The sequence below is a fragment of the Nonomuraea sp. NPDC003727 genome, from assembly GCF_053586935.1.
The window spans coordinates 1-21,484 of sequence record NZ_JBSFNE010000037.1 but is presented as its reverse complement, the minus strand read 5'-3'; the positions used below and the strand labels follow the sequence as shown (position 1 = coordinate 21,484).

23 protein-coding genes are annotated in these 21,484 nt (G+C 67.3%); 12 read left to right on the top strand and 11 right to left on the bottom strand.

The genetic code is table 11. From position 1 onward, the window contains the following. Nucleotides 1-6: 6 nt before the first annotated feature. Nucleotides 7-798 (bottom strand): DUF5677 domain-containing protein, encoded by a 792-nt coding sequence (locus tag ACWDLG_RS43880; protein ID WP_449931415.1) that lies wholly within the window; start codon nucleotides 796-798, stop codon nucleotides 7-9. A 1,038-nt stretch (nucleotides 799-1,836) separates the two neighbouring features. Here ACWDLG_RS43880 and ACWDLG_RS43875 point away from each other — a divergent pair. Further along, entirely contained in the window at nucleotides 1,837-3,135 is a 1,299-nt protein-coding gene (locus ACWDLG_RS43875; protein WP_449931413.1) for a hypothetical protein, read from the top strand. 13 nt (nucleotides 3,136-3,148) lie between these two features. Further along, nucleotides 3,149-3,559 (top strand): hypothetical protein, encoded by a 411-nt coding sequence (locus ACWDLG_RS43870; protein WP_449931411.1) that lies wholly within the window; start codon nucleotides 3,149-3,151, stop codon nucleotides 3,557-3,559. An 89-nt stretch (nucleotides 3,560-3,648) separates the two neighbouring features. Here the strand turns inward: ACWDLG_RS43870 and ACWDLG_RS43865 are convergent, their stop codons facing one another. The 5 genes from ACWDLG_RS43865 to ACWDLG_RS43845 all read right to left on the bottom strand — a co-directional run bounded on the left by ACWDLG_RS43865 (nucleotide 3,649) and on the right by ACWDLG_RS43845 (nucleotide 7,604). Further along, complete coding sequence (locus tag ACWDLG_RS43865; RefSeq protein ID WP_449931409.1) at nucleotides 3,649-4,731, bottom strand: hypothetical protein; 1,083 nt, start codon at nucleotides 4,729-4,731, stop codon at nucleotides 3,649-3,651. Next, entirely contained in the window at nucleotides 4,732-5,277 is a 546-nt protein-coding gene (locus tag ACWDLG_RS43860) for a hypothetical protein (RefSeq protein WP_449931407.1), read from the bottom strand. Continuing rightward, a complete protein-coding gene (locus ACWDLG_RS43855) occupies nucleotides 5,274-5,492 on the bottom strand; it encodes a hypothetical protein (RefSeq protein ID WP_449931405.1) in 219 nt (72 codons plus the stop codon). Before ACWDLG_RS43855 ends, ACWDLG_RS43860 begins: the two co-directional genes overlap by 4 nt. A gap of 12 nt (nucleotides 5,493-5,504) precedes the next feature. Next, on the bottom strand, nucleotides 5,505-6,668 hold the full coding sequence (locus tag ACWDLG_RS43850) for a dsDNA nuclease domain-containing protein (RefSeq protein WP_449931403.1): 1,164 nt from the start codon (nucleotides 6,666-6,668) through the stop codon (nucleotides 5,505-5,507). A 618-nt stretch (nucleotides 6,669-7,286) separates the two neighbouring features. Continuing rightward, nucleotides 7,287-7,604, bottom strand: a complete 318-nt coding sequence (locus ACWDLG_RS43845) for a hypothetical protein (protein ID WP_449931401.1) — start codon at nucleotides 7,602-7,604, stop codon at nucleotides 7,287-7,289. 904 nt (nucleotides 7,605-8,508) lie between these two features. Between ACWDLG_RS43845 and ACWDLG_RS43840 the strand changes: the two genes are divergently transcribed. The 7 genes from ACWDLG_RS43840 (at nucleotide 8,509) to ACWDLG_RS43810 (ending at nucleotide 15,474) form a co-directional block, all read left to right on the top strand. Next, nucleotides 8,509-9,393: a DUF3800 domain-containing protein gene (locus tag ACWDLG_RS43840; protein ID WP_449931400.1), complete on the top strand. Its 885-nt coding sequence runs from the start codon at nucleotides 8,509-8,511 to the stop codon at nucleotides 9,391-9,393. 46 nt (nucleotides 9,394-9,439) lie between these two features. After that, nucleotides 9,440-9,634, top strand: a complete 195-nt coding sequence (locus ACWDLG_RS43835; protein WP_449931399.1) for a hypothetical protein — start codon at nucleotides 9,440-9,442, stop codon at nucleotides 9,632-9,634. Beyond that, complete coding sequence (locus tag ACWDLG_RS43830; RefSeq protein WP_449931397.1) at nucleotides 9,634-9,852, top strand: hypothetical protein; 219 nt, start codon at nucleotides 9,634-9,636, stop codon at nucleotides 9,850-9,852. Before ACWDLG_RS43835 ends, ACWDLG_RS43830 begins: the two co-directional genes overlap by 1 nt. Before the next feature lie 46 nt (nucleotides 9,853-9,898). Continuing rightward, on the top strand, nucleotides 9,899-10,333 hold the full coding sequence (locus ACWDLG_RS43825) for a hypothetical protein (RefSeq protein WP_449931395.1): 435 nt from the start codon (nucleotides 9,899-9,901) through the stop codon (nucleotides 10,331-10,333). 79 nt (nucleotides 10,334-10,412) lie between these two features. Then, complete coding sequence (locus tag ACWDLG_RS43820) at nucleotides 10,413-11,420, top strand: hypothetical protein (protein WP_449931393.1); 1,008 nt, start codon at nucleotides 10,413-10,415, stop codon at nucleotides 11,418-11,420. 76 nt (nucleotides 11,421-11,496) lie between these two features. Next, nucleotides 11,497-11,898: a DUF7674 family protein gene (locus tag ACWDLG_RS43815; protein WP_449931391.1), complete on the top strand. Its 402-nt coding sequence runs from the start codon at nucleotides 11,497-11,499 to the stop codon at nucleotides 11,896-11,898. Nucleotides 11,899-12,534: 636 nt separating this feature from the next. Further along, nucleotides 12,535-15,474 carry a WD40 repeat domain-containing protein gene (locus tag ACWDLG_RS43810; RefSeq protein WP_449931389.1) on the top strand — a complete coding sequence of 980 codons (2,940 nt, stop codon included), beginning with the start codon at nucleotides 12,535-12,537 and terminating at the stop codon, nucleotides 15,472-15,474. Between the two features lie 369 nt (nucleotides 15,475-15,843). Here the strand turns inward: ACWDLG_RS43810 and ACWDLG_RS43805 are convergent, their stop codons facing one another. The 3 genes from ACWDLG_RS43805 to ACWDLG_RS43795 all read right to left on the bottom strand — a co-directional run bounded on the left by ACWDLG_RS43805 (nucleotide 15,844) and on the right by ACWDLG_RS43795 (nucleotide 17,877). Then, nucleotides 15,844-16,416: a hypothetical protein gene (locus ACWDLG_RS43805; protein ID WP_449931387.1), complete on the bottom strand. Its 573-nt coding sequence runs from the start codon at nucleotides 16,414-16,416 to the stop codon at nucleotides 15,844-15,846. Then, nucleotides 16,383-16,778 (bottom strand): hypothetical protein, encoded by a 396-nt coding sequence (locus ACWDLG_RS43800; RefSeq protein WP_449931385.1) that lies wholly within the window; start codon nucleotides 16,776-16,778, stop codon nucleotides 16,383-16,385. The genes ACWDLG_RS43805 and ACWDLG_RS43800 overlap by 34 nt, the downstream gene beginning before the upstream one ends. Before the next feature lie 157 nt (nucleotides 16,779-16,935). Beyond that, nucleotides 16,936-17,877: a hypothetical protein gene (locus ACWDLG_RS43795; protein ID WP_449931383.1), complete on the bottom strand. Its 942-nt coding sequence runs from the start codon at nucleotides 17,875-17,877 to the stop codon at nucleotides 16,936-16,938. Nucleotides 17,878-17,949: 72 nt separating this feature from the next. Between ACWDLG_RS43795 and ACWDLG_RS43790 the strand changes: the two genes are divergently transcribed. Next, a complete protein-coding gene (locus ACWDLG_RS43790; RefSeq protein WP_449931461.1) occupies nucleotides 17,950-18,258 on the top strand; it encodes a helix-turn-helix domain-containing protein in 309 nt (102 codons plus the stop codon). Between the two features lie 252 nt (nucleotides 18,259-18,510). On the opposite strand, the gene ACWDLG_RS43785 is transcribed toward ACWDLG_RS43790, so the two are convergent. Further along, nucleotides 18,511-19,035 carry a hypothetical protein gene (locus ACWDLG_RS43785; RefSeq protein WP_449931381.1) on the bottom strand — a complete coding sequence of 175 codons (525 nt, stop codon included), beginning with the start codon at nucleotides 19,033-19,035 and terminating at the stop codon, nucleotides 18,511-18,513. 221 nt (nucleotides 19,036-19,256) lie between these two features. Between ACWDLG_RS43785 and ACWDLG_RS43780 the strand changes: the two genes are divergently transcribed. Further along, nucleotides 19,257-19,934, top strand: coding sequence for a DUF6461 domain-containing protein (locus ACWDLG_RS43780; protein ID WP_449931379.1), 678 nt, complete (start codon nucleotides 19,257-19,259; stop codon nucleotides 19,932-19,934). Between the two features lie 159 nt (nucleotides 19,935-20,093). After that, nucleotides 20,094-20,714: a DUF6461 domain-containing protein gene (locus tag ACWDLG_RS43775; protein WP_449931377.1), complete on the top strand. Its 621-nt coding sequence runs from the start codon at nucleotides 20,094-20,096 to the stop codon at nucleotides 20,712-20,714. 72 nt (nucleotides 20,715-20,786) lie between these two features. Here ACWDLG_RS43775 and ACWDLG_RS43770 read toward each other — a convergent pair whose 3' ends face one another. Then, nucleotides 20,787-21,017: a hypothetical protein gene (locus ACWDLG_RS43770; protein ID WP_449931375.1), complete on the bottom strand. Its 231-nt coding sequence runs from the start codon at nucleotides 21,015-21,017 to the stop codon at nucleotides 20,787-20,789. Between the last annotated feature and the right edge of the window lie 467 nt (nucleotides 21,018-21,484).

Here is a 21,484-nt window from a genome sequence, read left to right as displayed (position 1 = left end):
CTGCCGCTACCGTGCGGCCGGCGGACGGACAGGGTATACCGCCTCGGGCTTGCCGATGCCCAGGTCGTTGGCCGCTTTGTTCAGCAGCTTCCGCAACGGATCGCCCTCGATCATGCGGCTGATCGCGTGGCCTGCCTGGATCAGCATCACGGCCGTCCAGATCTCGTCTGCCGATCCCTTTCCGTTGGCATTCCGCGTGAGGAGGAACTTCCCGCTCTCCTCGTTGAACCTGGTGTAGGAATCAGCCGAGTTGAGGTTGGCGTGCGAGTACCCCGACAGGTACTTGAACACGACGTACATGTCGGGCTGATCAAACGCCTTGGTCCGCTCGAGGAAGTTGTCGAACTCGTGGGCCATACGCCCGATCTTCTGCGCGTCAGGGTCGGTTTCCGGCACTGGAGAGGGCTTCTGATCGGTACCAGGAGGGACCGCCCAGTTGGCGGTCTGGGCGTGCTTGACCAGATTGAGGTGGGACCGGTGCGCGGCCAACTCCAGGGCCCTCAGTCCCTCCTCGCCAGCGTCGGCCAGCCACACCATGGCCAGAGTGTGATCGAAAATGTTTCGAACGGTCGGGGCGAGTTCGACGGTGTAGCCGCGGCTGATCCCGTCCCAGAAGTTGGCGACGCTGCGGTTCACCAGCCGCCACCAGCCGTACATGGTCGGAAACACGGGCCGGTGGTCGTACAAGACGGAGACGTTGCCTGCGTCGATGAGCGCGTCGGACGCCTTCATCAGCTCGGCGGCGAAGTACTCGGCGCGCTTCAGCGTGGCGCGGCTGTTGGAGAACTTGTAGGTCAAGTAGGACCTCTACTTTGGGGCGGCGGCGTACGGCCGGAGGCTCCGGGGGTGGGCGGGCCTCACGATCAACGCTAGAGGCAGCGGCCCTCTCGTTTGTAACGCCGGATCGCCGCCCCCGCCTACAGCCGCGCTCAGGTGCCCGAGCCGGGCAAGAGCTACCGCGCCTCGATCTGACCGATGATCAGCGCGACCCACCCATCGACCACAGGGACCAGCGCCGCGAGAGTACGCCGGGCGATCTCGCCCGTGTTGTCGTACGGCCCGGCTGGCGCCGTGGGCAACCCGTCGACGGGCACCAGGAACCTGGGCGCGTCGGAGCTGCGCGGTGGAGGCCTCGGCAGCCTGCTCCCACTCGGCCTGCGCCAGGCCATGGGTCACCGATGGGAGATGCTGCGCAGTCGAAACAGTTGGAATCCCTGCCGATCACAAGTGTGGTCGCCACGGTGCGCCAGAACTGCCCGCTGATGGAGCCAGTGATGACGCGCGGCCCCTGGCTGGCTGATGGTTGGCTTCGCGCGTGGCGTTCAACAGGCGCAAGCCCTCCCCTCCAGCGGTGGCTTCCCCAGAAGCGCTGTTTTCCGCGCTGCCAGCTGATCCGTCAGCGCCGCAGGACCTGTGGGTGCGACAGGCCGAAGTGCTGCGGGCCGATTACCAGGCGACCCGTTTGATCCCGACATACGTCCCAGTCCGTTCACACACAACAACAGCCGTCTCTGCAGGACCATCGGGTCGATGGACGATGCGCGAGGCCAGAGGGCTCCTGTGAGCTGGCTAAGAAGAAGTGTCGTAGCCCGACGACATGCTGAGGTGTCCCCTTGGCCGTCTGGACGAAGGTAGGGATCAGTGACTCGGCTACGTGATCGGATCATGGCGGCAAGCGCATCGGCGCCCAGCTATTACGACCTAGCGATGGCAACGAGCCGAATTCTCGGTGGGGAAGGGGGCCTTGAGCCCTTCCATGATCTTCTAGGCAGGCCCGGGGGTGAGCGTGCTGCTCGCAGCATCCGGCCAAAAACCGGCAAGGGTCTCCGTACGGACATGGTCGGCAAGGCCAAGGTTATCGCGGCTGAGAACGTCGCCCGCTACCTCACTGAGACCTACTCCTCCCCTCACGACCTCTACACGATGCTGTCGACGGTGAAGGTCGTGCCGCCGCACGAGTTCACGTTCGTGGAGGCGCAGGGCATCGACAACTGGATGGGCTATCACTCCTTCGGCTGGGGGGTGTACCGCCAGCCTCGTGCCGAGGGCGGCTGGGTGATGGATGCGACGCTGTTCATTGAATGGGACAAGGGAAAGCCTTTCGTCCTTGCCCTGATGACGTGGCTTCTGGAAGAAGATGGCCGTTATATCCCAGAGGCTGGACTGCCCGCCCCCGGCCCGTACACCAGGATGTCCTATCCCATGGATCCCGATCACCCGGGAATCGTCGAAAACCTCTGCGAGTCTCTGTTCATGCGTTACGGCATCGCCCCAGCCACCCTGGCCATGACGTTCGGGCTGATGCATAGCAAGAACGTCGACGTCGAACTGCAGGTCCCGGCCGAGAAACAGTCGCGAGCGCATCTCAGGCGTCGAGGTGTCTCCCTGACCCGGTACTCCGTCTTGGACATCCATCCGGTGACCCGGGCGCTGGAGCGCGACGGGAAGGCCAGCACCGACGGATTGGGCACCGCACTTCACATCTGCCGTGGCCACTTCAAGACCTATCGGCACGAGGCGCCCCTGTTCGGCAAGCTGTCAGGCCAGTACTGGTGGAACGAGCACCAGCGCGGCAAGGCAGAGCAGGGCGAAGTTCATTCCAGCTACCGTGTCCACCCCGCCGCTGACGACGCTCGCGTGGGGCGAGTCTACGAACCGGTCGACGAGCACGCCGAACTCGCAGCAACCACCTGGGAAGGAAGCGGGCGCGATCCTGATCTGTCCGGACGGGGACTGCGCGCCCACAACCGCGTCCAGAACCAGCTCGCCGAGGCATTGCTGGCGGCCGGTCTGACCCCACTGCGCCCCGCCCCGCACGAGAATCAGTACGACCTCGGCTGGCTCTTGGGCGCCAACGACCTCTACGTCACCGAAGTCAAGAGCCTTACCGACGCCAACGAGATCCAGCAGGTGCGACTGGCCATCGGCCAGGTGCTTCACTACGCGACGGGACTCGCCACTCCAGGGCGGCGAGTCCATCCCGTCATCGCCTGCGAACGTGAACCAGCCGACGGCAACCTCGTCCGGACATGTCATGACCACGGCATCGCAATCCTGTGGCCTGACCGGTTCGCTGACTGGATCAACGACCAGAAAGAGAAGGAGGAGATGAGCGGTGGAGCGTCTGCGAGGTGACCGAGACCGATACATGCCGAGTCTGCATGAGCACCTTCAGCTCACCGGCGGCGAGGATCGGCCGTTCTCCTTCGAGGAGGTCATCGCCGTCCGTAGCCGCCTGACTGGCGATGCCATGACCGATGTCCTGGAACGGGCGGGCCTTGTGAGGGTGATCGACTGGTCGAAGGTCGCGGTCTACACCGCTGCCCTCGCCCGACAGGGTTTGCGGCACGGCGACCTAGGCCCGGCCTTCAAGGTCGCGCTCACTTCGGTGGGCGGCTCGGTACCCGCCGCCTGCGAGCGCATGATCGCATTGTTCGGTCGGGCACCGTCGCGGTCGTACGCGGCCAAGATCTACAGGACCTGGCAGGAACAGTCCAAGCAACGGCGGGCCGAAGCGATCCGCCAACTCCACGCACGTGGCCTTCTCCATCCCAGCTGAGCAGGTGAATCGCCCCGGGTTCATGACAGCGGGCGACAGCGCCACCCTGGCCTGCCCGCAGTGCGCATTCAATTACCTGCACCTCGACGTCATCCACGTCGCCGGCACGGTGAAGGGCGGTTACACGCCGGGGACAGGCGGCAGTCCGTCTCGGCGACCTCGCGGCCGTCGAGGTCCTGCATGCAGCGCGGACAGGTGACGAATTCGAAGGGCGCGAGCAGCCCGATCGCGGTACTGCGCCGTTCGGCTTTGGCCAGGTCTAGGCGCAGCTGGGCGAGGGCGGCCTCGCGGCCGCGAACGGTGACCGCGAGCAGGTCGGCTTCTTCGTGCCGCTTCTTCGATGTGGTCAGGGCCTCGGATAGTTCGGCGCGGCGGTCTTCTTCCGCGCTGGTCAGCGCGGCGACTTCGTCACGGGTCGCTCGCAGCTTGTCCTCCTCCGCCGCGAGTTGCTGCACCAGATACAGGCGGCGGGCCCGCAGCTCGTCGACATCGGCGATGCCGGCGTCGCGGATGAACCGATCGATTGCGGCGGCGTCCTTGTCCAGTTGTTTGGCGAGGTCGCGGGCGATTCCTCGCTGGCGTTTCAACTCGACAAGTTCCGGGTCGATGAGGCCGAACATCAACTCGAACGCGGCGATGCGTTTCGGGTTGATGCTCGTGGTTTCGAGGTGCCCCACGACCGACCGGTCGATCTCCTTGGCCTGCAAAAAGCAGTACCGGAAGACGTCGTTGAAGGTCAGGGCGACAGTGCGGGAATTGACACCAGCCCGGGACGTCGGCACCCGTTCGACCGGGATCCCCAACGCCTCGAGCAGGAACCGCGAGATGGACGGCCCGTCGGCGGGCTTGGGACTGACGGCCCAGGTGTGTTGCACCAGATGCGAGCCCGGTTCGATGATCTCCACCACGCCGGAGTCGGCGCCAATTCTGCGGCGCAGGACCAGCGACGACTCCCCCGCCTGGATGGCGAGATCGACATAGGTGACGTGCTGGACCACCGCAGGGGTTAGGGCTGCGTTCCCGCCGAACGCATGCTTGATCAGCATCAGCAGCGTCGACTTGCCCATCGTCGTCGTGCCGGTGACGAACGTCAGCGGGGAGGTGAAGTCGAACGTGTGCGACGCACGGTTGGTCGACACGGTCAGGGACCGGATACGCAGGTGGGTGGCCATCTAAATCTCGCTTCTGAGCGGGAGCGCGACGACGTCCGGCAACTGTTCGTAGATGAGGTCTTTCAGATCCCGGCCGGGCAGGTCGAAGTGTGAGCGGAGGAATCGGGCCCGTTCGGCCACGACCGCCCACGGGCTGGTGCTCTCCAAGGCCGTGCCGAGGTCACGTCCGGCATCGGTCAGGGTGATCTCGGTGGAGCCGTCGACCCGGGCGAACGTCGCGAGGCGTTTACCGACCAACGCGCCGAGGATGGGGTAGTAGCGGTCGTCCCACGGCCCGTACTTGTAGCGGATCATGCGGCTCTCCACCGCCTGTCGCTCGTCGTCGGTCGGGGCGATCCCCGGCCCGGCGGCGCCGGCCGGCAGGAGGCGTTCGGCCATGACCGGATACCGGAGCAGGAAATCGATCTTCGCCAATTTGGTCAGGCCGCGGAATGGTTCGCCCGGCTGAGTGAACTGGCAGACGAGGATGAGGACCCGGGCCTCGTGATAGAGACTCTCCTGGCGGATCGCCAGGACAGCGGCAGCAGGCAGCGGAGCGGCCATCATCCGCTCCCCGGTCGCGAGAACCCGAACTTGCACATGTCGCTCAACTCGTAGGCGTACCCGAGGATGTGGAAGTCGTCGAGTGGCACGCTGATCTTCTTGCTGAGCTCCGCCCGGCGCAGTTCAGCATGCAGCAGCGCCTGGAACTGGATGCCGTGGTGACCGCTCTTGCCGATCAGCTGGGCACGGATCCGGCGGACGATGTCGAGGATCTCCATCTCCAACCGGAACTACGTCTCGATGTCCTCCGGAAACCCGGTCCTGGCCTGCGGCCAGATGTGCAGCCACAGGTCTCGCAGGCCTAAGGCGTTGTCCCGTTCGTCATCGCCCATCAGGGCATCGCGCATCTTTTCGATGAGGCGATGACCGCCGGGGGCGCGTGGCGGCGTCTGCCCGGACCGCAGCAGCGACACCGGGTCGCCGACGGCGCGCCGCGTGCCGAGCCGGATCGCGTCCAGGACCGCGTCACGGGAGACGGTCCGCCGCTGGACCGTCTGCGCGATCTCCGACCGCGGGTCGTAGGCGACGGGGCTGGTCAGATATTGGGCCAGGTCGACGGGCCGGCCGCTGTCGTCCCGGCTCGCTTCCGCGACGAGATCGACAACCGCTTTGTAGACGTCAGCGGCTGCCGATGGCGCGAAGCCAAGCGTGCCGGCCGCTGGTTCCACAATCTGCCGGATGTTGACGTCCCGGATGTCACGCTTGGCTGGCCGCTCGCAGTCGAACTGGCAGCTGCGCACGAACCGCAGGAGCATCTCGAACAGCCCTGCCGGCAGACCGGCCGGGTCGTGCCGTTTCGGTTTGGGCGGCACTGGTGCGGCGGGTTTGGGGATGTTGTCCAGGGCGGTGGACTTCGCCGCCATTTCCATCATGGCCCATGCCAGGTGCGCGATCAGCGCGGTTCCCCGCGGCGTGTCCAGCTCACCGGACCGGCACACGTCCAGCAGTGCACGCGGCGTGTAGTCACCCGGTCTGCCGCCCAATTGCGTGTTGCTGGCCAGCCGTACGACCGGCCGGCTGGTGTAGCCGAGCCACCGGTCGAACAGGTGCGCGATCCCGCCGTGGTCACACAGCGACTTCATCGTGGTGTACAGCGTCCGGTCGTGGTGCTTGACCGACACCAGCTCCAGCAGGGGCGGCCTGTCCCGCACGATAATGAAGTCTTCCTGCCACTCACAGATGATCTTCACGATCGACGTGTCGGTGTGCAGGCTCAGACAGTACGAGGCGATGATCTCGGTCTGGTAGTGGTAGTTGCCCTGGGTCGGCGCGCCCGCGTCCTCGGCCGGCCGCCGAAAGAGGTCCAGCTCGAGCTGACCGCTCAGGTCGACGACCCTGTGCTTCCGCCCGGCTCTTGAAACAGCGTCACCCGCCACGACGAGCGTCCATTCCACCTTCCTTGCAACAGGTAAGCGCAAACTCACGATCAGCGAACCCGATCACGGAGCGGTGCGCAATAGCCCGGGCGAAGGCTTCCTGCAGCGTGCGTAGCGCCAGTGGCCGCGCTTCAGCCCAGCCCTGGCGCAGGAAGTCCGGCACTGGGGCACCCGCAGCCAGACCGTCACCGGCTACCGCCGCAGCACGGGCTCGATGCACGGCGGCCCCGGAAGTAGGCGTAGGCCTCGCAATCGGTCTCGCATAGGGGGGCTGCCTGCCGGGATGGCCCGCGTGGTCACCGCACCTGTCCGGGCTGATCCATCTCCACACGGTGCGTTCGGCGACGCCCAGCCCATGGGGGCCAGCCGGACATGCTCACTCGTCACATTCCCGGTCGAGCGCAGTTGCTCCAACCAGGCTACGGTGGCCCGTCGCTTGTCAGGATCGACTCGCGCTGACATGGCGGCCTCCCCGCATCGGGCTCAACGACCTGCCCTGGCAGACGGTGATGCCAACACGCCCGCCATATCGGAAGGTGACAGGAAGGTCACATATTGTAGGAGTGTTTGTCGGATTGCGCCTCGATGGGCCTCACCAAGGGCATGCGCGTGAGGTCTCCGCTCGCCCCATGCCTTTCACGATGCGCTACCCGCCGCTGCCTGGCCTTCAACGAGCGCTTGCTGAAGGTCCCGTTCCACTTCCTGGAGTGACCTCGCCGCCAAGCTCACCGTTTCCGTGTATCCGGCATATGGCATGTCCTCGGGGCGCACGCCGTAGGGCAGCGCAAGTGACGACCACAGCTTCAAGACCTGCCCTTCGACGAACCTGGCCCGGGCACCTTTCATCGAGACCGAAGTGCCCAACGTCCACCCCGTGCTTCGGTGAAGTTCGATCCGCCGGCTGCCGACCTTGGCTATCCCGATCTTCGCGGCATCGAGCTGCTGGTGCAGCATGAGGTACACCAGGGCATCATCGTCGGCCTTGATGCCGTAATCGCCGCAATAGACACAGGCCCCGGTTCCGGCGTGCTTGATGCTGTCGAAGTGGGCTTGATCTCTCTGCGGCAGTCCGGATTAAGGCACCGCGACAGCCATCGCGTCTTCACGCCAGGGAACGGGACAAGTGGTTCTCCGCCGGCCAGCCGGAGCATGTCTTCCGCCTGCTCGGGCCTGATGGGCCCGTTTCGCCGGCACAGGTCGCAGCACTTCGGCTGGCCCTGTTTGATCGCTTTCTTCACGCTGGACAACGTGGGAGACGTCGTCCCCTTACAGTTCCCGCACACCGACTCCCAGGGCGTCCGGTTGTCCACGTAGGGGACGGTCGGCGCGAGGCCTCGAAGCGCCATCACCGCACGCGCCTCCGCCTCCGTCTTCTTCTCCGAACCACTGCAGGAACGGCACGGCCCCTGCGTTGAGCTTGGTGAGCACACGTTGCTGTATCGCGGAGATCTCGGCTGCCCGCACGTTGCGCAGTAGCCCGGCCAGGGCTTGTCCGCGCCGGGAAAGGGAACGGTCGGAATCCACCCTTTGGCTAGCATGAGGGCCTCGGCGACGTGGGGGTCGAGGGGGGCTGGCACAGGTGCCTCCAGGAGCACGGGATTGCCGATGCCTGGCAGGTTCGCAGACGCCGCCGACAATTTGGTCCGCTGCTGCCAGGTCGGGGATGGCGCAGTGGCCGCCTAGGGACGAAGGACAGGCGTCTTGCCGCAGTAAATGTCGGATTTACTGGGGCACCCCCGATACGATCATCAACACGCGCCTCATTCAGCCTGGAGCGTCCCCCAACACGTGACCCTCCGTCCGCGAGTCGAGGTGTACGCATTTACTGCGTCAACGATCGTGGAGCGTCATCGTGTACATGATCTACATCGACGACAGCGGGCAGAAAGAGGTCCGCCGCCGGCACATGGGCGAGCTTGTCTCGGTCGGCGGCGTGATCGTCCCCGAACCCGCAGTCGCCGGATTCGCGACCGCGCTCGACGGCATCCGCGTGGAGTTCGAGATCCCCGAGGGGGAGGAACTCAAATGGAAGCCACCCAAGAACACCTTCCAGGCGAAGGCGACCGGCCCGCTGATCACCGAACTGCGCCAGCGGATGCTTCAGGCCGCCATCGATAACGGCATCAAGTCGGCCGTCGTGGTGTGGGACCGCGGTCATGTGCCGTGGGAGAAGGCCCGCGTAGAACCCGAGATCCTCAAGTACCTCTATGAGCGGATCACGTCGTACCTGCGCGAGCGGGACGAAGTCGGCATCATCATCGCCGACCAGCCGGGCGGCGGCCGCAAGGACGAAGTGAAATGGCTGGCCGACACCCTCGGCCTGACCCGGGAAGGCACTCGCTTCGCCACACCCGATCGTGTCGTCTCGCCGATCCTGACCGCACCGTCCCATCACGTCCCGCACCTGCAGCTGGCAGACCTCGTCACCGCGGCCACCACCGCGGCGGTCGCCGGGCAGCCGGCCGGGACGAAGCTGGCGAAGTGGCTGAAGGAACTTGCCCGCACCAACGCGCATGGTCTCGTCGGCGGCGCGGGCGTGGCGCTGTGGCCGCCCGACTTGGTGGATCTGCACTACTGGATCTTTCAAGAGACCCACTACGCCAAGGGCTCCACCGGACATCCGATCGGTCCATCCGGCAACCCTTTCAGCGATCCTGGGCGGACCTACCAGCGCGACGACGGGCTCTCTGGCCCTGACGGCCCCACCAATGGGTCCCCTCTCACGACGGGGAGCAACTCGTGACCGTTCACGCCTTCGATCGCGGCATCCCCGCGACTACAGCACCGCCGTGGAGACATACATACCTTCGCTCGGCTGGAATCGCCGCCGGTACCTGGCGCTCGACGAGGCCCGCAACTTCTACGGACCCACGCTGGACCACACCGGCGTGCACGTGCTGAGTACCCACGTGGTGTCGGACCCGGACGCGGAGAGGCACGGCTCCTATCGGGCGACGATCGTCTTCCGGCAGGTGACCGACTGATGGGCGGCAACACGGCCGAGCGTTTCGCCGCCCTCATGCAGTGCCCGTGCCTCACCTGGTGCGCCCGCCGGGAGCTGGTGCGCCTAGCGGTCGATCGGAACGTCCGCACCATCATGGCCGCGTTCGACGAGCTGGGCGTCGCCTACGACCGGCAAGACCGGTGGCGGATCGCACTCTCGCCGACCTGGATGCAGGTTGTGCATTGGTCACCGACGTGATGCGTAAAGCGTGCGAGGTGGGACGAGCCGCGGCGGGTGAGGGCCGGTGAACGGAGCGCCCCCGCCGAACCTCGCCGAGTGCGCCAGCAAGCTCGCTGGCTTCTTCACCGGCCCTGCAGGCGACTTCCATATCGTGCTCGCCCAGCTCGTCCACCGAGGCGAGGTCCCCGGCCAGCTCGGCGGCCTGGGCCGCGACGCACTCGGCCTGCTCGGCGAGCTGGCGGCGCAGGCTGCGCAGCTCGTCGGCCTGGCGGTCGCGGACCAGCCCGGCGGCGTCCTTGGCAGCTTCCGCAGCCCCGCGGGCCCGCTCGGCGCGGGCGATGCGGTCTTCGACCTTCCGGCTGATCCGCTCGAGGTCGATGCGCGCGGTCAGCTCCCGTTCCTCGGCCAGCTTCGGGCCGCGCAGGCGCAGGCTGTCCGGGGCAAGGGCGGTGACCAGGATGGCGGGGCCGACGAGCGGGGTCACCACGGCCTGCCATGACATGACCTTGGGAGTTCGGCTCATTGTCGGCGCCGACGGATAACCTCGCCCCATGCGGCCCCCCGTCAAAGCTGACAGCGTGCGCAGAGCGATCGCCAGCTCGCTCGCCGAAATCAGCGCTTACCACTTGCCAGCAGCCTGCGAAGCTCTCGGCCTTGCACCTGGAACGGAGGAGGAGTCCTTTCGCAGCAAGTTCAATTACGTCATGACTCGCCTGCGCCCGTTGGGGATGCCTGAGTTGATCAGCATCGCGCGCGAGCATATCGATGAGCACGACGACCCTGCCCTGGAGTCGATCTTGGCCACGCTCGGCGCCAGTGGGGTCGACGGCGAATTTAAGAACCTGATCTTCGCGTCCATCGGTCCTAAGCCTGAATTCGTGCTGCGCAACGCCATCATCAACGACCTGGAGATCACCAAGAACGCAGAGCACTGCCTCATCTACTCACGTCCCCTCGGGACCGCGGGCCTCACCTGGCGTGATCTCACCGATTGGTGGAAGGCGACCGTCCCTGAACTGCGGGACGCTGACGAGATTCAGGTCTCGCGTCGCCTTTATGCACGGCTGAAAGCTTCTCTTGAATCGCCCCCCGAGCAGCTTCTCTTCAGCATCTATGCCGAGTTCCATACACGACCTGGCGGCGCTGACCTGCCTACCTTGATTCCTCAGGTTTATCTCCACTACGACCCTTACCTGCGGCGCGCGGCCTCAACTCCGGGCCCTCTCCCTCGTCAGCGCATGGACTTCCTTCTGTTGCTGCCCAACCGCAACTGGGTGGTCATCGAGATCGACGGAGTTCAGCACTACTCCAGGCTGGCCTCAGATGCGCCGCCTCCAGACTCGCCTGGCTATTTCGAGATGGACCCTGAGATTCGACGTCCCGACACACGCAAATACTCCGAGATGGTCACCGAAGACCGACGCCGTCGCTTGGAAGGCTACGAGGTCTATCGCTTCGGCGGCCAGGAGTTGACGGGTTCCAAGGGAACGCACATCACCAGAGAATTCTTCGCACGTCTACTCGCGCGCCATGAGATCGCCCTGCCTGAACCCGCGCAGCCGAGGAGCGAGCCCAGGCAGGGCTGAGGGTTCCGGGCGACGAGGGCCTGCGGGCCACAGATGATCAGATTAAGGCCACGCGTTAAGGGAAGGGAGGTATTCAATGGCAGAGAGCGAGTATGCTAAGGGTGAGCGAAAATTTCAAGATCTCCCTCTGAAGACGAGGGGTATCCTGTGGGAGCAGATTCCTGATTGTCGCCCCGCACTGCTGGCCCTAGAGGAAGACGCTCGGGCCGATGACGCCACGGTAGGGCCGTACCAGTACATACTCGAGGTGTCGTCTACTATCCTGGAGAGAGCACTAATCTCACATAACGAAGAGGAACTCAAGCGCTTCTTTGATGCTTGTGAGGCGCTTCTCGCTCACGGCAATGATTATCTTGCAGAGATAGTAGAAGACCTTGTCGCTAAAGATGTGATCAGGCGCTGGCGACAAGAGATTAAATATGTAGGGCCGCTGCTGCGTCAGATCATCCTGGATCGCCAGCAGCCGTCTGGAGAGTAAGCTCTTCACGGATGCCAGTCTCTCGCTAGCAGCCGTAAAGTAGGTGCCTCCGGCACATGCTTATCCGCCGACGCCGCCTTGCTCACCATGGCTATGCGCCACATGCGGCGGCAGGTATCGAGGATGGGGGAAACCCGTCACGATCACGGCCCCGCCCAAGCACCTCATCACCGACGACTGGTGATCAACGACCTGCAGAACACCACGCTCAACGTCAACACCAAAGTTCTGCACGGTTGCCGCGGAAATCAACGAATCCGCCGCGCGTCCGATCTCGTCTCGCAGCTTCGCTCTCACTACCGCTCGTACAACACCTCTCGCAGCAGGTCGTGCGCTAGGCATCGTCCCCCGTACTCTCGACTGGCCGCCGGGCCAGCTCCTGTCTGACGGCCGCGACTTCGGCCCGGGCGGCTTCTGCCTCGCGTCGGGCGGCGTCACGTTCGGCCTCGGTGCGCGCGGTCGTGGGCTGCGATCTGCCTCTTCCGGCGCAAGTGGCGGCAGGGTCCCCGTTTCGGCGCCCTCATCGTGGCCATCGTGATGCTGCTAACGATAGGCGCGGGCTGGTGAAGACGCGCCCGTGACGGAACCCGATCTCCGTCCGGCGCGTTGGGCTCGGTGATGGACGAGATTCCTGGTTTGACGGAGTTGGTCGCGCGGCTCACCTCCGATGAGCACGGCTTCGTCGCCGTCCTCCCCGGACTAGACGGCGTCGAGGGGTTCGGCACCACCGCGCTGGCCGCCGCCGCCTGCCATATCCCGGAGGTGGCCGAGCATTTCGGCGACGGCATCGACTGGCTCACCGTCGGCGTGGCCCCGCCCCACGTCGTCGAGTCCCTCGTACGCGACCGGCTGGAGTCCTTCGGCGTCCCGTGGATAACGGCGGACGCCGAGCCCGAGTTCGAGGAGCCCGGCAGCGGCCTGCTCGTGCTCGACGGGGTGCGGACCGCCGAGCAGTTGCGCGCCTGCTTGAGCCTGACCTCGGATGTCACCGTGCTGGTGACCGCCAGGACCGCGGACATCCTGCCCGGACTGCCGTCGATCATCCGGCTCAAGGTCCCTGAGGGGGGCTGGCCCCTGCTCGCCAGGCTGTCCGGGTCGCTGGGGACATCGGTGGACGACGCGTTCGACCTCGCCGATCCGGCCGCCAGGGCCTACGCCGTACGGAAGGTCCTGGACGCCGGGCTGCCGTCGCTCTCGCCGGGGGCGCTGCCGCGTCTGCTGGAGCTCGGCGCCTTCGCCGCGGACAGCGACATCCCCGCGAGCGTCGTTCCCGCCGTGTGGCAGCGGACGGCGGGCCTGTCGAAGGGGGCGTCCGAGCGGCTGCTGGCCGAGCTGTGCGAGGCCGGGCTGGCGGATCTCCGCCCCGACCGCGACCTGCTGCTCGTACCCGACGTGGTCCGTGACTACCTGCGCCAGGCATCGAGCGGGGAGGCCGTCTCCCGCACCGCCAAGGCGCTGATCGGCACCTTCACGGACGTCGAGGAGACGGTCACGGACGAGGCCGTCATGTACTGCCTCGCCCACCTGCCCGACCACTACGTGGCGGCCGGGGAGGACCTGGCCGAGCTGGTGACCCAGACGGGCTGGATCGCGTCCAAGCTCGCCTCCCTAGGCATCGCCGCCGTCGACCGTGACCTGGCCAGGGCAGGCGCTCCCGAGGCGGAACGGCTGCGCCGTACGCTGGCCAGGAACGCGCATCTGTTCACCCACGGCGACCGCGGCGCGCTCCTGCCCACCCTCGCGGCCCGCCTGTACGGCGACGCCGGCGAGCTGCGCGAGATGCTCCACGCGGTCGGCGAGCCGTGGCTGGACTGCCTGTGGGCGCCGCCTGACCTGCCCCATCCGGCGCTCGTCCGGACGATGCGGCTCAACGACGAGCGGGTGACCCAGGTGGCCATCAGCCCGGACTCCACCTGGATAGCCGGCGCGAGCTGGGAGGGCAAGGCCAGGATCTGGAACCTCGACGGCAGCCTGCGCGCGACCCTCAGCGGTCACGAGGACGCCGTCTCCTCGGTCGCGATCTCCGCCGACGGGACGTGGCTGGCCACCGCGAGCTGGGACCGGACGGTACGCACCTGGCTGGCCGACGGCACGCCGATCGCGGTCATGGAGGCGGCCCACGGCGAGGTGCAGCAGGTCGCGATCGCCCCCGACGGCACCTGGATCGCCGCGGTGACCGACGACGGCAGCCTGATGGCGTGGAGCGACACGGGCAATCCGCTGTGGCGCGTGCAGGCGCAGGCCGACGAGCACTCGAAGATCGCCATCGGTGCCGGCAGCGCGTGGGTGGCGCATCCCTGCGAGGATGGCATCCGCGTCTGGAACAGGGACGGCACGCAGCGGTGCGCCATCCCGCTGTCAGAGGATCTGCAGGTCGCAGAGGTCGTGGCCCATCCGCTTCGGGACGCGATCGTGGCACTCCACATGGACTCCCGCGCGCGCTGCTGGAGTCCGGAGGGGGCGATGGAGGGCGTGGTGGAACCCGCTCTCGACGACTGTTCCGACATGGCGATGTCGTCCGACGGCCGGTGGCTTGCCGCGTCCGCCGACCGCCCCGAGGGATTCGTCACGGCCAGGCTCGACCGGCCGCGAGAGGAGATGGGGTTCGTCGCCCGCCACGCCCTTGTGAACGACCTGGCCGTCAGCCGGGACGGCACGCTGCTGGTGACCGCGATCGAGCCCAGCACGATCCAGGTCTGGGACCCCGCCGGATTCCCTGCCAGGGGCGAGGACCACCGTCGCACGATCGCCAACGCCGTGGCGGTGGCCAGGGACGGCACCTGGCTGGCCGCCGCGGGCATCGGGTTGTCCTTCTGGGATCCGGCGGGCGGCCGTCCCGCGACCGTGGCGGAGGACACCTTCTTCACCTCGGTGGCGATCTCGCCCGCCGGCCGCTGGCTCGCGACCGCCGACTCCGACGGCCTGGTCCGGCTCTTCGAGCGGGACGGCACGCCCATCAGGACGCTCAAGGTGTGCGACGACTGGGCCGACACGGTGGCCATCGCCCCCGACGGCTCGTGGCTGGCGGCCGGCGGCCGCGACGGCCGCGCCAGGCTGTGGTACGCCGACGGCACCCCACTGACCACCATCAAGACGTCGGTGGAGGCCGTGAAGCACCTGGCCATCGCCCCCGACGGCACCTGGATGGCCACGGCAGGCTCCGACCGGATGGACCTGTGGGACGCGCAGGGCAGGCGGCTGGCTCCCACGCTGGAGACGCCCTCGTTCGTCGGTGGCCTGGCCATGGCGCCCGACGGTGGGTGGGTGGCTGCCGTGCACTGGGACGGCGGCATCGCGCTCTGGGACAGGACAGGCGACGCGGTCGCGACATTGCCCGGCGACGAGGTGCTCTACACGGGCCTCGCGGTGAGCGCGTCGGGCGAGCACCTGGCCGCCACGGCCGACGACGGCACGCTGCGCGTGTGGGACGTGGCTACCCGACGATGCGTCTCCATGATCAGGATGGACGGCGAGCTCCACGGCTGCGCCTGGTCACCACGCGGCGCGCTGTACGCGGCGGGCGATGCGGGCCTCTACGGCTTCGCCCTGCGTTCGCTTCTCACCGCACCGACCTGACCCGACCGCTCCCACGACCACCAGCACCGATCACCGCCTGCCTACACGCTGAGGTCATTGGTCCGGCGGATCCTGCACCTCACCGCAGAGATCGATGACCTGAACACCCAGATCACCACCGTCGGGCTGTTCTTGAGATGGCCTGATCATGTGTCACGAGTGCTCGTCTGATCGTGTGGATCGGGCGGGCTCTCTTCGTTTCCGGGCTCGTAACCGTGCTCGCCGGGCGGTTCGAGGCCGGTGCGGCGGTTGTGGCGAAGGGCTCGGGTGGTGTCCGGTCGCGTCGAGGGCAGGGCGAACCGGCCGGTGGGCATGCTCGCGCCGACTTGTGGGGATGTGCTGTCGGGACGGGCCGGGGTAACGATCTGTTCAGGGCCGGGCGGGCGGGGGTCTTCCGCTGTTGCTGGTGGTGTCGTCGATGTCCGGCTCGGTCGGGAGGTCGTCCCCGGTGGTGGACGACGGCCGGGGTTCGTGGTCGTGGATCTGGCGCCAGGACAGCAGGATCTTCTGGTTGGCGATGCAGACCATGAGGGCGACCAGGATGGTTTGGGCGACGCGGCCGTGGGCGAGCCGGTTGGTCGGGTCGGCCAGGTCGATGACCTGGCCCTTCAACCTGCCGTTAATCCCTTCGGTATTGGCCCGGATGGCCTTGAATGCGCATTTCCAGGCCGGGCTCAGGTAGGGCAGGTCCTGGCGGAGCTTGTCCTTGTGGCCGAGGTCGCCCGGGTGCAGGGTGATGGTCTGCTGGGTGCAGATCGTCGGCAGACACCCGTCGTCGCTGCTGGTCTTCGGCAGCAGGACGGTGGGCTTGGCGGCGGCGTGCGCGGCCCGCTGCCGTGCGTCGGTGAGGTCGACCCGGGTCCGCGGGCCACGTGCTGCTGCTCTGGCCTGGTTGAAACGAGGGCAGTTCACCGACGGGGCGGTCCCGGCGGCACCGGGCACTGCAGGCGGAGCTTCCCCTCGGCGTCGGGGGTCTGCTTGACCTTGAGGAAGTACGGCTGGCGCGCGTGGATCAACGCGGTGAGCTCGTCGTCGGGAGCGCGGATGGCGGCGTCGTCGAGGCCGGTCGTGGCGTGCAGGAGCGGGGCGGGCATCAGGGGACAGGCCAAGGTGCCGTCGACCAGGAGTGCGCCGTGCACGGAGCCTTGCAGGCGGCGCTGCTCGGCTTTGTAATCCAGGGCGAGTCGGTAGCCGCGACCTCGGGCGGGCCGCGCGAAGTGGTCGGCGGTCTGGTCGGTGTAGGCGCGGTCGACAGCGAGTGTGCCGGTGGGCAGCCATTTCGTCCCGCCTCTGGATACCCGCACCGCCACCGAGCTGCTGCGCGGCCGCTGATGCCGGACGGGGCGCGTCCCCGCACGGCGCGGGTGGCCGCCTGCCGTCCCCGGCCGGTCAGCGAAGCGCCCCTGCTGATCCCGGACGCGATGGCGGCCCACCTCGATGACCTGCTCACCGACACCGGGCTCATCGAGGTGATCGAAGCCGAGCTCGCGCATCGGCCCGGGCCGCCCGGGATGCCGGTCCACACCGTGCTGCTCGGCAGCGGGCCAGCGCGCTCGGGGCGAGCCCGGCCGCCGCGGCGACCACGGTCAGGTCGATCCGCGCACTCAGCAACTCGACGATCCAGCCGGCGCGCAGCCGCCGCGCCGACAGCGGGGGAAGGGTCCCGGTCGGGCGGTGCGTCCAGGTCCACGAGGCCACGAGGTTCTTGGCGTAGGCGGCCGTCCGGCCGGGCCGGAACAGATACCGGTCCCCGCCGGTGAGCGCGGTGTCCGCGGCGACGGCCAGGTCGTGTTCGAAGGCCGCGCGGGCGACGATCAGCCGGGTCGTGCCCGGCGCGGCGACGATGACCGTTCCGTCATCGAGGACGCGCACGTGGCTGCCGCGGACGGCGGCGAGTTCGGCCGAGGTCAGTCCGCACCCGGCGGCCAGGGCGATCAGCGCGAGGGCATCGCTGCGGGCCTGGCTGCGAAGGTGGGCGGCCCACCCGCGCAGCCGGGCCAGTTCGGTCGGTGTGTAGGGGGCGGTGCGCTCATTGGGGGCGCTGAGTGCGACCGGGGTGCTTTCCCCACGCTGTGCCCAGGCGAGCGCGGCGCGTACCTGCCGCAGCCAGGACCGGTAGGTCTGTGCGGTGCGCGGGGCCAGGTCGGCGCATCCGGCCAGCACGAACGCGTCGATCGTCTCGTGCCGCAGCCACACCTCCGGGTCAGCGGGCAGCCCGCGCCCGTGGCACCAGATCGCCAATCGGCCGACCACGTGCAGCAGCCGCTCGATGCGGTAGCCGACCCACGGCGCGGACGCGGCGACGGTGGCGCGGACCTGGTCGGCCACCGCCTCCCAGCCGGGCGGGGCATGGCGTGGGCGATAGCTCGTGATCTTCGCCGAGGTGTCGGGGTCGAAGGTCACACTCCATCCATAGTGGCTGGACAAGCAGCCGTTACAGTCGCGGGTGACATTCACCGATAGGAGAACTTCGTGATGGTCGGAGGACATGCGCGCTCGGCGGCTCCGCGGGAGTTGGCCGAGGACCCGCAGGCCTGGCCCCATGCGGACCTGACCCCTCATCCCGCCGCCGCCGTTGTTCAGGCCATCGCCGCCACCCTGGCCGGCATTCTGGCCGAACGCCGACTGAGCCTGCGCGGCCTGGCCGCCGCCTCCGGTGTCAATCGCCAGGCCATCGCCGACCTGCTGGCCGGGCGGTCCTGGCCGGACGTGGCCACCATCGCCCTGCTGGAGACCGCGCTCGCGGTCCGGCTGTGGCCGGAGGGCATCTCGGCGCCCCGATGACGGCGTCGAACGCCGTGATGACCTCGACGGCATGGTCGAGCCTTCCCTCCGCCGCCCCGGAAACCCGGACATCCGGGCATAAGCGGCCGTCGTTTGGCTCGACAGCCTCCAAGCGATCGCCTAGCGCGTTACGCTCGGAAGGCGCGAGCCTTCAAAGAGTTAGGTCTTCTGGGCGCTCATGCAACCCGGTGCCGTCGAGCTGCTACTCGGCGGCACCACTTTTCGATCCGGTCACCAGACCGGCACGTCGGTTCAGTCCGTGGCGGTGTTCCCCTCGCCGGCGAACCCGTTCACTCCGGATGCGATCGTGAACAGGCCCTGCTCACGCTCGACCAGCCAGCCATCGCTCACCAGCCGCTTGAGCCGCGCGCGCATCCCCTCAACTCGACCGCGGACGTCCTGCTGGCCCAGCGCCCGCACCACATCGCGCGCCCGCAGCGGCTTGTCGGAACTGGCCAGCAACACCACCGTTTCCTTGCGCAACCCCCGCAGGGCTGGACGAGTCGGTCCGGGAGCCTCTCCGTGCCCGGCACTGTGCGCGGCGACGTCGTTGTGGCGGCCGCCGGAGCCGACGGAATCGCCGGGCTTTGCATCGTCCGGCTCGTCGTCGGCCGCCAACGCGGCCAGTTCCTCACGCGCGATGGACAGCCGCTCCATGCGCCGCTGTGCGGCGGTCAGCCGCTCCTGCAGCTCCTCCAGCTGCCTGGACAGCTCGGCGCATTGCTGCCGTGCGGCCTCCTCGGCTCCCTCCAGCCTTGCCAGCAGCGCCGCCACCATCTCCTCCTTCGTAGCAGCCATGGAACCGGCGTCATCACTAACCGCGTATATGCAAATCCATACTGTAGCCAGCAATGGCATTGCTGACCCCAAGACTGCAAGATCCTTTACTGGGCCCCGCAGAGTCAGTGGAAAGCCATGGGTGCGCATGGCCTGGCCGGTTCCGCCGCATCTCTGGGATGATCTCGACGATCTGTTCCCGCCGAGCGAAAGGGTCCAGCTTGAACACCGGACAGCCGCCGACCGCCGACCTGCGCGAGTACTACCGGCGACTGATGAACAGCACGCAGTGGCTCGACGTGGGCATGTGCTGGACGGCGGTGGTCCCCGACGATGGACGAGCGCTCACCCTGGACCAGGTCGCCGCCCGGCTCGCCGGGAACACGCCGTACCGGCTGCACGAACCGGCGCCGTTCGAGGCCATCGGGCCGCTCGAACAAGACGCCTACCCCGTGCTCGTCGATTGGTACGGCTCGACCACCGTTCTCTTCGAGTGGGACTACCTCGGGACGAGCCCCACCGTGCTCCAACGGCTCAGTCAGGGAGCACGCGTCTACAGCGCCTGGTGGAACGTCAACGTCAGCAATCTGCTGAGCTTCGCGGCCGGAGGCGAGCACGTCCTGGCGATCAACGGGCTCTTCCCCGGGCAGCAGGAAGACCATGCCGGCCTGGCCCGCTGGCCTGAGCTGCAGGCGATGACGGACTTCTTCGCCGAACCCGCGCCCGAGGATCTCGATGAGGACGAGGACGAGGACGACCTGGACAGCCGCGCCGACTACGACTGGCAAGCCGCCATGCTCGCGGTCATCGACCAGACCACGGGGGCGCGGCTGACCGGCGAGTGGCTGAAGCAGCCGCATCCCTACGTGACGGTCCGCATGCCGGACGCGGTCCGCTGATCCCTGAACGGCCAGCGCCCGGGTTGTGCAGGCGGGAAGTGATCATCCTCTTCTCGGGAAGCGATCTCCTCAATCCCTCTTGCACCCCAGGCAAGCCCTATTTGCGAAGACCCCAAAGGGGGCCTCTTGCGGGATGCCCCCTCTCTCCGAGAGGCGGCCATGCAGTCACGGACCTACCTGTACGACCTTCTGGTCTCGACGATCTTCACCGAGGGACTCGATGAGGACGACCTGTGGGCGCTGGGATTCAACGCCCTGTGGATCAAGGGTACGAACCTCGACACCCTCGCCCCGGCCTTCCACCTGGACCTCGCCACCCGCACCCCCTGCTACCTGAGCGAGATCCTCGACCACCACCTCGACGACGGCTCCCGCTGGGTGGCCGAGGTCAACGGCTGGATCGGCATCGTGCCGGCGCTCTTCGACGATGACGCGTCCCTGATGTCCGTCACCCAGGGCGGCCGTCAGGCCCTCAGCTTCAGCATGGACATCCACGGCAGGGAGTACTTCAAGTACGCCCGTGACGGGCGCATGATCGTCTCTTTCGTGTCCAAGCCTGATCGGAGGTTCGGTGACGATCCGCACGCGCTCGATCACCTGATGGAGGGACTGCGCTTCCAGGTCACCGATGACGACGTTGACCCTGTGGAAGCGGACGAGGGCGTTAGCTCAGCCTTGGCGCTGATCGGACGGATCACCGAAACCGACATCGCCGCCGATTGGTTCCAGGCGCGGCACTCGCGCATCGGCGACCCCTCCTGGCACCCACCCAGACCTTGAATGCAGGATTGGCCGGGAAACGATCATTCCCATCCTGGGAAGCGATCAACGATTCCCTGACTCGTCCGCAGGTCAGGACCACTCGTGAACACCCCCCACCTGCTCGTTCTGGGCCGACAAGGCCACCAGCGTCTCGCGGGTAATGGACAGGCGCCGGAGCTGGTCCTCCGACGCGGCCAGTTGCTCACGCAGTTCGGCCGCTTTCTCGGTGGCAGCCGCCTCGGCCTGGGCCAAACGTTCCAGCAGTGACGTCACGTCGCCCTTCACGAAAGAGCGCGGACGCGCCCATCCGATCCGCTTCACGCCATGTGGTCCAACAACTCCACACTGTAAGCGGGGAAGTGCTGGCAGTCACTACCACAATCAAGATCAACACATGCGTGTAGGCGCTTGCCAGGCCGGCTCGCTAACGCGCAGAGCCGGACGCGCTCTGCCGGGGCTGGCCGGTCACACGCAGCCCTCGAGTCCCCACCAGACGGGGCGCCGGTCTACCGCCTCCCGCCGGTAGAAGGTCATCCGCTGATCGTTCACCTTGTCGGCTGACGCCGATGCCGCGCGACAACTGCCCGGCCAGCAGGCATCTCCAGTTGCATCGGGCTGGCAGCGCGACAGCGCTTACGGACCGGCCGCCCGGAGAAGCGGTCACTGCGACCGGCTGACCGGCTGACCGGCACGGGTTGCGTCCATGGGAGTGGTGTACGAGTTTGACCTGGTCACAGGCGTGGCGGCGTGAAATGGCGACGGCCATCGCGTGATCCTTCGATTAGCGA